At 46.2% G+C, this 13,876-nt stretch carries 13 protein-coding genes; 4 read left to right on the plus strand and 9 right to left on the minus strand.

Annotated features, from left to right (window positions below; all coding sequences use genetic code 11):
• Positions 1 to 27 precede the first annotated feature (27 nt).
• Positions 28 to 156: a hypothetical protein gene (locus tag V1501_RS20775; RefSeq protein ID WP_409290767.1), complete on the plus strand. Its 129-nt coding sequence runs from the start codon at positions 28 to 30 to the stop codon at positions 154 to 156.
• A gap of 260 nt (positions 157 to 416) precedes the next feature.
• Here the strand turns inward: V1501_RS20775 and V1501_RS20780 are convergent, their stop codons facing one another.
• The 4 genes from V1501_RS20780 to V1501_RS20795 form a co-directional block, all read right to left on the minus strand.
• Entirely contained in the window at positions 417 to 1,400 is a 984-nt protein-coding gene (locus tag V1501_RS20780; protein WP_409290768.1) for a Gfo/Idh/MocA family protein, read from the minus strand.
• A gap of 106 nt (positions 1,401 to 1,506) precedes the next feature.
• Complete coding sequence (locus tag V1501_RS20785) at positions 1,507 to 2,727, minus strand: MFS transporter (RefSeq protein ID WP_409290769.1); 1,221 nt, start codon at positions 2,725 to 2,727, stop codon at positions 1,507 to 1,509.
• Positions 2,728 to 2,806: 79 nt separating this feature from the next.
• Positions 2,807 to 3,697, minus strand: a complete 891-nt coding sequence (locus tag V1501_RS20790) for an NAD(P)/FAD-dependent oxidoreductase (protein WP_409290770.1) — start codon at positions 3,695 to 3,697, stop codon at positions 2,807 to 2,809.
• Between the two features lie 155 nt (positions 3,698 to 3,852).
• The gene (locus tag V1501_RS20795) at positions 3,853 to 4,476 is read right to left on the minus strand and encodes a YczE/YyaS/YitT family protein (RefSeq protein WP_409290771.1); all 624 of its coding nucleotides are present in this window, start codon (positions 4,474 to 4,476) and stop codon (positions 3,853 to 3,855) included.
• A 191-nt stretch (positions 4,477 to 4,667) separates the two neighbouring features.
• Here V1501_RS20795 and V1501_RS20800 point away from each other — a divergent pair, with 191 nt between their 5' ends.
• Positions 4,668 to 6,329, plus strand: coding sequence for a glutamine--tRNA ligase/YqeY domain fusion protein (locus V1501_RS20800; RefSeq protein ID WP_409290772.1), 1,662 nt, complete (start codon positions 4,668 to 4,670; stop codon positions 6,327 to 6,329).
• A gap of 116 nt (positions 6,330 to 6,445) precedes the next feature.
• On the opposite strand, the gene V1501_RS20805 is transcribed toward V1501_RS20800, so the two are convergent.
• A complete protein-coding gene (locus V1501_RS20805; protein WP_409290773.1) occupies positions 6,446 to 8,563 on the minus strand; it encodes a choice-of-anchor J domain-containing protein in 2,118 nt (705 codons plus the stop codon).
• Between the two features lie 396 nt (positions 8,564 to 8,959).
• Between V1501_RS20805 and V1501_RS20810 the strand changes: the two genes are divergently transcribed.
• Positions 8,960 to 9,214, plus strand: a complete 255-nt coding sequence (locus V1501_RS20810) for a hydrolase (protein WP_409290774.1) — start codon at positions 8,960 to 8,962, stop codon at positions 9,212 to 9,214.
• An 83-nt stretch (positions 9,215 to 9,297) separates the two neighbouring features.
• On the opposite strand, the gene V1501_RS20815 is transcribed toward V1501_RS20810, so the two are convergent.
• Genes V1501_RS20815 through msrB form a run of 3 tightly spaced genes read right to left on the minus strand, consistent with a single transcriptional unit; the run spans position 9,298 to position 11,489 of the window.
• Positions 9,298 to 9,741, minus strand: a complete 444-nt coding sequence (locus tag V1501_RS20815) for a threonine/serine exporter family protein (RefSeq protein ID WP_409290775.1) — start codon at positions 9,739 to 9,741, stop codon at positions 9,298 to 9,300.
• A gap of 14 nt (positions 9,742 to 9,755) precedes the next feature.
• Complete coding sequence (locus V1501_RS20820) at positions 9,756 to 10,511, minus strand: threonine/serine exporter family protein (protein WP_409290776.1); 756 nt, start codon at positions 10,509 to 10,511, stop codon at positions 9,756 to 9,758.
• On the minus strand, positions 10,512 to 11,489 hold the full coding sequence (gene msrB, locus V1501_RS20825) for a peptide-methionine (R)-S-oxide reductase MsrB (protein WP_409290777.1): 978 nt from the start codon (positions 11,487 to 11,489) through the stop codon (positions 10,512 to 10,514).
• Between the two features lie 449 nt (positions 11,490 to 11,938).
• On the opposite strand from msrB, the gene V1501_RS20830 reads away from it, so the two are divergent.
• A complete protein-coding gene (locus V1501_RS20830) occupies positions 11,939 to 13,120 on the plus strand; it encodes a NupC/NupG family nucleoside CNT transporter (RefSeq protein ID WP_409290778.1) in 1,182 nt (393 codons plus the stop codon).
• 156 nt (positions 13,121 to 13,276) lie between these two features.
• On the opposite strand, the gene V1501_RS20835 is transcribed toward V1501_RS20830, so the two are convergent.
• Positions 13,277 to 13,870 (minus strand): hypothetical protein, encoded by a 594-nt coding sequence (locus V1501_RS20835; RefSeq protein ID WP_409290779.1) that lies wholly within the window; start codon positions 13,868 to 13,870, stop codon positions 13,277 to 13,279.
• Between the last annotated feature and the right edge of the window lie 6 nt (positions 13,871 to 13,876).

Genomic DNA, 13,876 nt, shown 5'->3' on the forward strand with positions numbered 1-13,876 from the left:
TTTTTGTATAAATGGCTGCTGCTGAACATGAAGAATGCTTTCCGCTGCAGGCACTCCATTGGAGCGGGGCGGGCGGTGAGCCTCCTCGGTTTTGCCTGCGGGGGTCTCCCTGTCCCGCTGCTCCCGCATGAAAAAGCGGAAAGCGGTGCCTGCTAATTAGATAATATTAAATGCACAATGTTTATCAATCATCAAATTTACCCCTCAGAGACTCCTCAGTCCTGCGCTGAATAAGCCTTTGCTATCCGAACATTTACTATCCGAAAAGGGGATTTTACTATCCTAACTGTCTCATTTACTCGCCGCTCTCCCTTCTGAAGCTAATAACAGAATTAACGGCACAGCAGGCAGCCTTAAAATAACAGCAAGGAGAAGAAAAAAATGAAGGCTGACCTAAAAAGGCCAGCCTCGTGTTTTTATTTTTCTGAGCCGAAAACAATTCCATTCTGCTTCCTGGCCTCTTCCGTAATGGACAGGACGAGGCGGCTTAATTCCTTCAGCTCCTCATATTGAGCCTTATTATCTGTTTCTATAACAGACACCAGATTCTCAATTTCATACAACATGTCGTTTTCCACCTGCTGAGTCCCAAGGCTTTCTTTTTCCCGGGTGCGATTATCAACGAAGGAAATCCTTCCGATCGGTGATACCTTATCCAGGATGAACGATCCCTGCTCTCCATGGATTTCGCTTTCAATATACGATTGCGTGATCTTTGAGAAAAGGACGGTACAGACGAAAGAGCCATATTCGAGTACAAGTGTCCCGCTTCCGTCAGCGCCGTTTCTGAGAAGCACTGGATGGTAGCTGATCTTTTCCGGTTTCCCGAACAGACCCGCTGCCACATAAAGAGGATAAACCCCAAGATCTGTCATGGCCCCGCCTGAAAATTCAGGTGAGAAGACATTCGGCTCCTGTCCATCAAGGAAGGCATCATATCGTGATGAGTACTGAAGATAATGAAAGAGGGCGCTGCGGATCGTCCCGGCCTTTTCCAGTTTATCTTTTAAAATTTCAAAATTAGGTGAGTGGATGTTCCGGATTGCTTCAAGAACATAAACGCCATGCTCTTCTGCAAGCTGATAAATCTCATCCCATTCCTTCAGATTGGAAAAAATGGGCTTTTCACAAATCACATGCTTTCCATGCTGAATCAGCACCTTAGCCTGCTCAAAATGATGGGAATTGGGTGATGCTATGTATACCGCTTCTACCTGTTCGCTTGCTGCCATTTCCTCCAAGTCTTCAAATGCATATTCAGCCCCGTGCTTTGCAGCGAACTGCTCTGCCTTTTCCAGCGAGCGTGAATACACGGATGTCAGGGTCAAGCGTCCCGATGAGGCTGCCGCTTCAATGAATGATTCCGTTATCCAGCTTGTGCCGATTGTTCCCAGCTTCAAAAAAATCGCCTCTTTCTGTTACAGATAACTTTAGTATATGCGATTCCAGCCGGCTCATAAACCAAAACGGCCCGGAAGCCTGAACGCCCCCGCGCCCTTCTTTGCCTCAGCGTTCCTGCAGCTCTATATTCTTGGTTTCCTTTCCAAAGAACAAGACAGCGGCAGCCCCAATGAGGACAGCGATGCAGAATATCGTGAAAATAGCTGTAATGGATGTCTTCTGGGCCACAAGATAGCCGACGAGCAAGGGTCCAAGGACACCGCCGACACGGCCGAATGAAGCAGCCATCCCTGCACCTGTCCCGCGTATGACAGTCGGGTACTGTTCTGGAGTATAAGCATACAGCGCACCCCAGGCTCCAAGATTGAAAAACGACAGGAAAATTCCAGATGCAATCAGCATTGCTAGGGATTCAGCCTGCCCAAAAAAGTAGGCACTTACAGCCGTCCCGGCGAGATAGGTAACCAGGACAAATTTTCTTCCCAGTTTTTCAATGAACCAGGCAGCTGTGAAATAGCCGGGCAGCTGAGCCAGTGTCATGATCAATACATATTGAAAGCTCTTGATCAGGGTGAAGCCCTTTAGAACCATCACACTAGGCAGCCAGAGGAACATTCCGTAGTAAGAGAAGACCACACAGAACCACAGCACCCACAGCGTGGCGGTCTGCCTGCGGTACTTCGGTGCCCATACGCCAGCCAGGTTCAGCCATACAGAAGGCTTGTCTTTATCCTTGATGCGTTCAAAACGAGGTGAATCCGGAAGATTCAGCCTTAAGTAAAGGGCATAGATTGCAGGGATGACACTGATCAGCAGCGCCGCCTTCCAGCCATATTCCGGAATCACAAAATAAGAGATCAAAGCAGCGATCAGCCAGCCTCCAGCCCAAAAGCTTTCAAGCAGGACAACCACCTGCCCGCGCTTCTCAGCAGGAACACTTTCAGATACGAGCGTAGAAGCCACGGGAAGCTCTCCCCCAAGGCCCATCCCTATAAAGAAACGAAGAATCAAAAAGGCGGCAAGGGACCCAGTAAAGGCAGACAGTCCGCTTCCGATCGAAAATAAAAGCAAGGTAATGATAAACACATTTTTACGGCCGATCCTGTCTGCCATAAGTCCGAACAGCAGGGCACCCACTGCCATTCCGATAGAGTTCACACTGCCGATCCAGCCCACCTGGCTCGAAGTAAGGCCCCAATCCGCGGCCAGCGCCACCATAATGAAGGAGAGCATGCCCACATCCATCGCATCGAACAGCCAGCCAAGGCCGGCCACTCCTAACAGTTTTTTATTATTTTTATCAAATGCTGCAGCACTCTTTTCCATACGATCCTCCTGGTTAGTTTTCATAAATAAGACACTTGAAACTATATCAAGTGTCATTACATCTGTAAATACATTTTTCCTAAAATAGGCTTTTATGAATCCAAATAGCCGCCTGGAGACCGTCTCCCATCGCAATGGCCACCTGTTCGGAATGGACGGTAACATCCCCTGCCGCCCATACATTTTCAACATTGGTCATCTTGGTTCTTGGATTAACTTTAATATGGTTATTATCCATCACTTCTACGCCCAGTTCCCTTGCAAGCTTTGATTTCACCTCATTACCGCCGAATGCCAGGAAGCACTTGCCGGCATCAAGCTTCTCTCCGCTTTCAAGCACAAAGCCCTCGAAGCAATGCTCTTTCCTTTTTACCTCGGCTATTTTTTCTTCTCTATATTCGATATTTTTATCCTTCAATTTCTGCATAAGCTCTGGTTTGACAGGCTTTTGTTCATGATTGATATAGACAATGCTGTCTGACCAATAGGAAATTGTGAGCGCCATACTTGCCCCAGGATTGCCAGATCCGGCCACAAGTGTCCGTTTACCGCGGATTTCAAAACCATCGCAGTCTGGGCAGATATAGGCACTGTTTCCAAGACAGTGGTAAATTTCCGGAATATCAGGAATCCTGTCGAGGATGCCCGTTGCAATCAGGAGTCTTCTGGCTTCATATTCTTCCCCGTTTTTGGTTCTTATAAGGAAGCCATCACCCTTTTTCACGGCTGACTCCGCAATATCCTCCGTAAATAGGATCCCTACTGCTTCAGCCTGTTCCCTGCCCTTCCTCCGCAGCTCCTCTCCGCTTATCCCTTCCGGCCAGCCTAGTATATTGTGATATTCTTTGCAAAAGACTGATCTCCCATGTTTCGAATCTATAACAAGAGCCTTACGCTGAGACCTTCCAAGCTGTATGGCTGCCTGAAGGCCAGCAATCCCTCCGCCAATAATCACCGCATCGTATAGCATATATAACTTCCTTTCATAAAGGCTCGAGGACTTTATCCTTAAGTCTTAGTATCGAGTTTTTCAGCAGCTTTTATGTTAGGCTTTTATCCCACGGGAGCAAGGACTAAACGAAAAAAAAGCCCCAAACTTAAAAAAGAGAGGCTAATTCGATCAGTTTAGGCGGCTTTTCTGTCAGGAGCGGCCTTGCCGGTCCATTTCCTGAAGAATTGGAGGGAGAATTGGAAAACCGGGCTTTGTATCAACGTATAGATGAAGGACATGATGAACACCGGTCCTCCAAGAAGCAGGCCAAGGATCAGCACAGTGCTTTCTGTCAGGATCCTTGCCTTTGCTACCGATATTCCTGTTTTCTCGGATATGGAGAGCATAAAGCCGTCGCGCGGACCAGCCCCGATTCCTGCTGCTACATACATCCCCCCGCCTATCCCGGTGATGGTTATGCCGCACAATATGATGAGGTAATCGACCCAGGTATGAGTTGCGTGCGGGAGTATATCCAGCCACATAAAAAAATCAATGATCGGCCCGATGGTCAGCGCGTTTAAAAAGGTTCCGATGCTGATATATTTTCTGGCGGATACAAGAAGCACACCAATCAGGACCAGTCCGGCTGCAACTCCCCAGAAGCCGATGGTCATGCCAAAGCGGTCATACAGGGCTACGCTCAGCACATCCCACGGATGCAGCCCGAGATGCTGGACTTCTATGGCTATGGATATGCCCAGTCCGAAAAGCACAAGGCCGCAGAAGAACATGGAATATCGAATAGATAATGGCATGTATAACCGTCCCTTCAGATGTGAATTATGTTAATTATTGTATAACGTTTTCCCGAGACTGTATATATCAGGGCTTTCTATCGCGGCGAACCCGAGGCTGCCATATAGGATATTCAGTAAAAATCCTGTATTTATCAGCCATCTTCAAGTAAAATTATGAGTACCATTTTTAAAAGAAAGAGGGCAGTGATTTGGAACCTACTAATTCTAATTTTATTAGAGATATTATAAAAGATGACCTTGAGACAGGCAGACGCGACCACGTGGTCACCCGTTTCCCTCCAGAACCGAATGGATATCTCCATATCGGGCACGCAAAATCTATCATCCTGAATTTTGGAGTGGCCGATGAATTCAGCGGCAGGACCAACCTGCGATTCGATGATACAAACCCTCTAAAAGAAGATATAGAATATGTGAATGCCATCAAGGAAGATGTAAAATGGCTCGGATATGACTGGGACGGCTTGTTCTTTGCATCAGATTACTTTGATGAGATGTATGAAAGAGCTGTTCTGCTCATCAAAAAGGGACTGGCATATGTGGACGACCTTTCTGCAGTTGAAATTCGCGAGTACCGCGGTACATTGACAGAGCCGGGCAAGGACAGCCCTTTCCGGAACCGCAGCGTGGAGGAAAACCTGGATTTATTCGAGCGCATGAAAAAGGGCGAATTCGGAAATGGCGAAAAAGTGCTGCGGGCGAAAATCGACATGTCCTCGCCGAACATCAATCTGCGTGATCCTGTCATTTACCGGATTGCCCATGCTACACACCATAATACCGGCGATAAATGGTGCATCTATCCGATGTATGCCTTTGCCCATCCGCTGGAGGATTCCATTGAGGGTGTCACCCATTCAATCTGTACCGTCGAGTTTGAGGACCAGCGCCCGCTTTACGACTGGGTTGTGGAAAAATGCGAGATGGAAAGCACTCCCCGCCAGTACGAATTCGGCCGCCTGAACCTGACGAATACAGTCATGAGCAAACGCAAGCTGAAGCAGCTCGTCGATGAAGGCTATGTAGACGGCTGGGACGATCCGCGGATGCCGACAATCTCAGGGCTCCGCAGAAGGGGATATACTCCAGAAGCTATTAGGGCCTTCTGCCATGAAATCGGTGTTTCAAAAAGCGCAGGGACAGTAGATACCGGGATGCTTGAGCATTTCGTCCGGGAAGATTTGAAGCTTACCACACCGAGGACAATGGGCATTGTCAAGCCGCTGAAGGTCGTGATCACGAACTACCCGGAAGGGCAGTCAGAAATGCTGGAAGCTGAAATCAATCCGGAAAACCCTGACATGGGCACGAGGCAGATTCCATTTTCCCGCGAAATTTATATTGAACAGGACGACTTTATGGAGAATCCTCCTAAAAAATATTTCCGCCTTTTTCCAGGAAATGAAGTCAGGCTGAAGCATGCTTATTTCATCAAATGTGAGGAAGTTATCAAAGATGAAGAAGGCAATGTGATCGAAATCCGGGCCACCTATGATCCAGAAACGAAGAGCGGCACAGGCTTTACGGGCAGAAAAGTAAAGGGCACCATCCACTGGGTGGAGGCTTCCCAGGCAGTTCCAGCCGAATTCAGGCTCTATCAGCCGCTGATCCTCGATGAAGACAGTGAAGGGGCCAATGAGGACGAGGCGTCAACCTTCCTGGACCATGTTAATCCAGATTCCCTTGAGATCCTGCAGGGATTCGTTGAGCCAAATATGAAGGGTGTTAAGCCTCAGGACAAATTCCAGTTCTTCCGCCACGGCTACTTCAACGTAGACCCGAAGGACACCGCTGAAGGGCGCCTGGTATTCAACCTGATTGTTTCGCTAAAAAGTTCGTTTAAACTGTAAGAAAAGAAGCCGGCATCTGCCGGCTTTTTGTGGTTCTAGTTTCCATCCTGCTGATGATATAAGCAAAAAAAGCCTGCCGCGGAATAGCACCGCCATCAGGCTGCATAAATTTTTTATTACTTTTTATTCTTATTTTTCTTCTTTTTGAATTCAAATTCATAGGTGAACTCTACCGGGTTCCTGTCTCCAGGAGGTGCCGCATATGTGGTGATCATCGAGTTCTTTCCATCCTGGAAGAGACGGTAAATTTCATTGAACTTTTCTTTATTGATGTTAAACGGATCAAGTGTTACAACTTTGTAGTCTGTTTTGTTTCCCTTCACCTTTTCATTGATAAAGGTGATTGTATACTCTACATATTGCTTATTGATTTCATTCATTGATTTAAAGACAGGCGTCAGGGACCCATCCGAAGTGAAGTTGATCTGCGGAATCTTGATATTATCAATATACCATCCATTCTCGTTGGTTCCCCAATCAGTCAAATAGCGGAACGAAATCAGGATATTTTTTCCGTCATAGGCTGCCAGACTAAATTTTTCATTCGTCCAGCCTCCGTTTGTTCCTGTGAAGCCCGGCACATTTTCCTTGATCTTTGGATAGCCTTCATCCACTACATCTGTTCGGGTGTGCTCATTCGAAAGGCTCTTCCACGTCTTCCCGCCATCTTCCGAGACTTGAACTACGCCGAAATCCCATTGCTCTTCAATTTGATAAAAGGTGTCAAAGGTTAAGGCAGACCCCCTGGCATTCGTAAGGTCCGCTTCGAGTACGATGGCATTGTCCGATTCATCGCCTGTGTTACCCCATAGCACCTGGTTATTTGGATTTTTTGGGTCGGCCGTCTGTTTCCACGGAGTCGGCAGGAATTCAATGCCGTTGAACTTCACACTGCGAACCTTTTCTTCAAAGTCCAGCTTCTTGAAATCCCCGCCCCAGGCCGGGACCCCTTCTTTCTCATATTGAACTGCTTTTTCATAATTGACCGTCATTCCGCGCTTTGTTCCTTTATTATCAACAGGAAGATCGCGCAGATCAATGCTTTCGAAATTATAAGGATCATTCTTTTTGCCGCTGTCTATGGCAAGGGCTGTGATAAAGTCCTGATACAGCTTTGTGAAATCCATCTTCTTGATTCCGTATTCCTTAAAGGTGGCATTGATGCTCTTGATTCCCTGCTCTTTGCTCAGGGCAAGGTCGCGGATGAATTCACGGCCGAATTTATCATACATATACAGCGTGAACAGATACACCTGTCCATAATCCGCTATGGTCTCAGGACCAGTCGGTGCTCCCTGGTGCTCATCCCAATTCACCAGTGAATTCTCGGGATGGTCGAGGTAGAAATTGATAGAGCTGGCATCATGTCCGTATCCTCCCAGATACTCAGAGAACGTGGACATCCCCTCATTGATCCATGTTTCTTCGGCCGCATCATTGTCTGCATGGATTAAATGCTGCAGTTCATGAATCGTGGTTCCAAAGAAAGTGGACTCCAGCCTGGTTTCCCAGCTGTTCGTATCAATCGTAATAATATTCCGGTCGATATAGTTTTCGAGTGTCTGCCAGTAAAAGCCGGCAACGAAGAATGGATAAGCCGGATTCGTGTAATTTTCATCCTGGATATTATCTACAAGCATGATCACTTTATCACTGCCTTCATAGTAGCCGGCTGGTACGTTTTTACCTGCAAGCGGTGATTGGGATCCGTCATGCTTGTCCGGTGTTCCGAAGAATTCTGTAGCCTTAGGATAGATATTGGAATCAAACTCGTTTTTGAGCTTGTCCACCTGCTCCTGTGTGACAACATGGGCAGGGCGGGAATCACCGGCTGGGAAAGAAAGGTCATTTGCAACCCAGATTTCGACGTTTTTGCCGACACTTCTTAGAGTAAAAGGTTTGAATTTTAAGTTGCGGTTCAGGAATTGCTTGGTTCCGCCGTCATAGGTGAAGGAGCTGCCGGAGGTTTTGCTTTCAGTGGAGGAGGTTTCATTAAAATTAATGTTTTTAGCCTGTTCTTTTATACGGTCAAGGGCTTTTTTGTTGAAATCTACGTCTTTGGAAAGTTGATTGAGATATCCATCGACATCCATTCGGTCACCATAGCGCTCAACATCCCACTTTTCGGCTGCCGGCGCTTGATTCCCCGCTGCCTTTGCAGATATTGCATCCGGCGAGAATAAAGATAGTATCAATGCACCTGCTGCCAATACGGAAAACATTTGTTTTTTCACTGGCCAAATCTCCTTTTAAATAATAATAATTTATATGACCCATTTATCTTAACATATTGAATATTCAGATTAAATTTTATGAACAATACACCATGCCTCCCGTTCCCTCCTTTTATGTCAACAATCTACACATTTTTCAATAAGATTCAGAGTCTATTGGCCTATGAATCCCATGAAAGGATTACACTATTCACATGGATCGCTTACTGAATAGTTCTATGAGACTATTCTCTCTACATTTTTTAGCAATGTACAAAACATCATAGATAGGCGCACATGGAAACTTTACTAGTATTGCATAAAATGTGCTTTCAGACTATGCTATTTAACCACTCAATTGAATAGATACTTTCATATGTTATCTATGTAAGTTATTAATTAACTGGGGGTTTTACAATGGGTGAAGTTATTTTCCGCCGCCATTCTAGACGAAAGAACAGATGTAATAAATGCGTGTGCGATCAGCTGAGAGGGCTGGATCGGGGTACTGAAGTAGATGTATTTTTAGCTGGGGGCCAGGTATTAGAAGATGTTATCTTTGAAAACTTTGACAATAAAAACTGTTGTGCGGAATTCAGGGATGAAGAGACTGAACCAGGAACAACTATTTTTGTAGACTGCAGAGATATTGTGGCTCTTCGAATCGAATAGAAAATAAAGGGACTTCGGCGTTTTTTTGTCGAAGTCCCTTTTTACCTTTAAGACTGCTGATTTCTCCTTAAAAGAAGTAACTATCATTCCTTTACATAGCGCGGCTGGCCTATCTTTTTTATAATTTGATTAAGCACTTCTGAGAGAATGATCCCTACTGCGATGGCCCCAGACAGCATGAACGCTTTCGCCGCACTATTGAGGGCTGCATTATAATCATTTTCCACAAACTTTCTCATCGCATAATATGCCATTCCGCCGGGCACAAGCGGAATCATGCCGGCTACACTGAAAATGATGACTGGCATCTTATACTTTCTTGCAAAAAACTGGCTTAAGATGGCTATGAAAAAGGCAGAAATTAAAGTCGCCAGCACTGTGTCAAAGTGATTTTCATAGAGTACCACATAAATCAGCCAGCCGGCCATTCCAACAATTCCACAGTTAATCAGCGCCTGCCTCGGAATATTAAAAATAATGCCGATTCCGGCTGTCGCAAAAAAACTAGTCACCAATTGTCCCAGCATCGCTTCTCCACTCCTTAAAATATTGAAAATACTACGGCAATGCCTGTACCGATAGCAGAGGCTGTCAGGAAGGCTTCCGCCCCTTTGGACAGCCCCGAAACCAGATGGCCGGACATTAAGTCCCTGACGGCGTTCGTAATCAGAAGTCCAGGAACCAGAGGCATAACGGAGCCGATGATAATCTTGTCCGCTTCATGGCCCGCTCCAGCCGCTTTTAAGGAGAAAGCAGCCAGACCGATTACAAAAGCGGCCAGGAACTCGGCAAAAAATTTAACTTCCACAAGTTTGTGTATATAGAGAAAGCAGATATATCCCAGGGCACCGCACAATACAGCGGGCAGGAAATCGATCCAGCCGCCCATGAACATGATGACAAAGCAACCGCTCGAAATGGCGGCCGCGAGGATTTGAATGGCCAATGGATACGTCAGATTGCTCTTTTCCAATTCCCAGAGCTCACGTGCCGCCCCTTCAATGGTAAGTTCACCATTGGTTATTTTTCGGGAAATACTATTGGCAGCCGTCACCTTGGCAAGATCTGTTTCACGCTTTGCAATCCTGATCAGCTTTGCAGGTATTACACCATCCAGCGAAAAGATGATTCCGGTGGGCGTAACATAACTGTGTGCCCCTGAGAGCCCATAATGGCCGGCGATTCTTTCCATCGTATCTTCCACTCTATACGTTTCCGCACCGTTTTGCAGCATGAGCTTTCCTGCCAGCAGGCAGAGCTCCATCACATCATATGCTTCTATTTTCATCTTTTCCATTTATCTTTCCTCCTGCAGCCCGCCGGGAAAGAGGATCAAGAAGTCCTCATAGCCCTCTTCCTTCAATTTTTCTACTGGAATGAACCTTAGGGCTGCCGAATTTATACAATACCTGAGCCCTCCTGGACCGGGTCCATCCTCGAATACATGCCCCAAATGTGAGTCGCTTTCTCTGCTTCTGACCTCAGTCCGCGTCATCCGGCGGCTTAAGTCCCACCTTTCCCTGACACTCGCTGACATCACCGGCTTTTTAAAGCTTGGCCAGCCGCAGCCGCTGTCATATTGATCTTTTGATGTGAACAGCGGTTCACCGGAAACAATATCCACATAGATGCCTTCCCTATCATTGTCCCAATACTCATTATCAAAGGGCGGCTCTGTCCCATTTTCCTGAGTGACATGATACTGCATAGCACTGAGCCTTTCTTTAAGCACCGAACGGTCTTTGGGCCAATACCGCCTCTGGAATTCTTCCCGCTTTGAGCCTTTATGGTAGAGAGCATAGCGGAAAGGGTTTTTCTTATGAAATCCCTGGTGATACTCTTCTGCAGGATAAAAGGGGGAAGCAGGCAGGATTTCTGTCACGGCCGGGCTCTCAAAGCGTCCGCTTGCATCCAAATCCGCGCGGGATTTTTCGGCGGCCGTCCTCTGTTCTTCATTTGTATAAAAAATGGCCGTTTTATAAGAATGGCCCCGGTCCGTAAACTGTCCGCCTGCATCTGTCGGATCTATTTGCCGCCAGTATATGTCCAAGAGGTCTGTATAAGGAAAAACGCTTGGGTCGTATTCAATCAGAACGGCCTCATAATGGCCGGAGTTTCCCCGTGTTACTTCCTTGTACGATGGGTTTTTTGTAACTCCTCCCGTGTATCCGGAAGTAATACTGTATATCCCCTCTTGCTCCTCAAAAGGCTCAGCCATGCACCAAAAACAGCCCCCCGCAAAAATCGCCCGCTCCAAATGAATGCGGTTTCCCATAGTTTATCTGCCTCCCTGATACATTCTAATTCTTGGTTCTATGTTAGATAGTATCTTTGTAAAAAGTATGCCGCTGCATAAAGTAGTGGATTTCCGCTGCAGGCACTCGCGGACCTTAGGGGCGGGCGCTGAGCCTCCCCGGCTTTGCCTGTGGGGTCTCACCTGTCCCGCAGCTCCCGCAGGAGTCTCGCGCCTTCCGCTCCAATCCACTTGCTAAATCATTTAAACTCCTCACAAAACTCATTAATAACAACAATTTATAGAAAAGTTCCATAAATTTTCCGGCCAGAAAAAGTGAAGCATTTTACAGCTGCCCTTTTTTCAATGCTTTATTTATCATAGTAATAATATTTATAAAACATCTCCAGTTGAACATATTAACAATAAGCATTCAAAGTTACATATACCTTAAAGCGAGCCTATTTTGACAATTAAGGAAGTGAATCCAGATGACGTATTTCATTCCGGTAATCGGGCTTGTTTTGGTCTTTGCCCTTGCTGTGCTTGCAAGCAGCAGCCGAAAAGAAATTAAATATAAAAATATCCTGTTTATGCTTATCATTCAGTTCATTCTAGCGTATATTCTGCTGAATACAAAATTCGGGCTGGTGGTCATAAAAGGCATAGCCGGATTGTTTGAAAGGCTGTTATCTTATGCAGCAGAAGGGATCAATTTTGTGTTCGGCGGTCTAATGAATGAAGGGGCTGGTACCTTTTTTATAAATGTCCTGCTGCCCATCGTCTTCATATCTGTTTTAATCGGCATATTGCAATATTTTAAAATCCTGCCTTTTGTTATGCGCGGAATAGGTCTTGTGCTGAGCAAAATCAATGGAATGGGCCGGCTTGAATCCTACAATGGTGTGGCTTCGGCCATCGTCGGCCAGTCTGAAGTATTTATCACCGTAAAAAAACAGCTGGGCAGGCTATCGCCTCAGCGCCTATACACTCTGTGTGCATCCGCCATGTCCACTGTATCCATGTCAATCGTCGGTGCCTATATGACTATGATAGAACCCCGCTATGTGGTAACAGCCATTGTTCTCAATTTATTTGGCGGTTTTATCATAGCCTCCATCATAAATCCTTATACGATTGCTGAGGATGAGGATATTCTGGAAATCGAGGAGTCTGAGAGACAGACCTTCTTTGAGATGATTGGCGAGTATATTATGGATGGTTTCAAGGTAGCGGTCGTGGTAGCTGCCATGCTCCTCGGTTTCGTTGCCCTGATTGCGATGGTCAACAATGTGTTTGATCTCATTTTTCACCGCACATTCCAGGAGCTTCTTGGCTACATTTTCTCACCAGCCGCCTTCCTGATGGGCATTCCTGCATCCGAGATCATTGATGCTGGCGGGATTATGGCTACAAAGCTTGTTACCAATGAGTTTGTCGCCATGGAACAGCTTGCTGCAGTATCTGAAAAATTCAGTCCGAGGACTCTGGGAATCATTTCTGTATTTTTGGTTTCTTTCGCTAACTTCTCCTCAATTGGAATTATCGCAGGTGCTGTCAAAGGCCTTGACGAAGAGCAGGGGAATACTGTCGCCCGCTTTGGTTTGAAGCTTTTATACGGTGCAACGCTTGTCAGTGTATTATCTGCCATTATCGTTAGTTTTGTCCTATAAAAGCCCATCCGTGCTTTATAACGAATCTCTTTCTCACTCTCTGTGTATAAATATACAGGCATGTAAATCCAACTTTTTTTGTTATTCTGAATAACTTTTGGGGTATTTCAAAAAAAACACAAAGGCCGGCCCCTTAGATCGAGGCCAGCCTTGCATTCATTTATTCATATGTGAGAGAAAGTCTCCAAGCAGGTCTTGCAGATCCTCTTCTTCGTCCGCTTCCTGCTCCTGCGGCTGAGTTCCTTTGGCCGCTTCCCAGTTAAAATCAGTCAGATCATCATCTGAAAAGCCAGTGTCGGGAGCGGGATCTTCTTCAGCCAACCCAAAAGGGGACGGCTCAGCGACTGCCTTTTTTGACTCTTTTGGCAGCTCTTCCTGGAGATATAGAGCCTCATCAAGGTCGTAGGCATTGCTGTTGAGCGCCGCCAGCAAAGATGCCGAGCGGACCGGGTCTGAAATTAACTGATAGAGGATGCTTCCAAGCAGCGCCTCTGAATGTTCATGCTTCAGCCAGTCCCTCTGTGCTTTGCTTAATTGCTTGGGAATAGGGATACTGATGGTCTCACGGTCCCTGACCATAGTATTCATGACCCCATCCATTACATAATCCGCTATCCTGCTTGAGAAGTTCCGTTTTTCCAGCTCTTTAAGCTTTTGGAGCTGTTTGATCACGTGATCAGGAGCATCGGAAGGGATACGGAAAGAAAGTGCTTGTCCCCGTTTGATTCCATTTGATGAACTTATACTCATAATTTC

The organism is Paraperibacillus esterisolvens (genome assembly GCF_046237625.1).
Lineage (GTDB): Bacteria > Bacillota > Bacilli > Bacillales > DSM-1321 > Paraperibacillus > Paraperibacillus esterisolvens.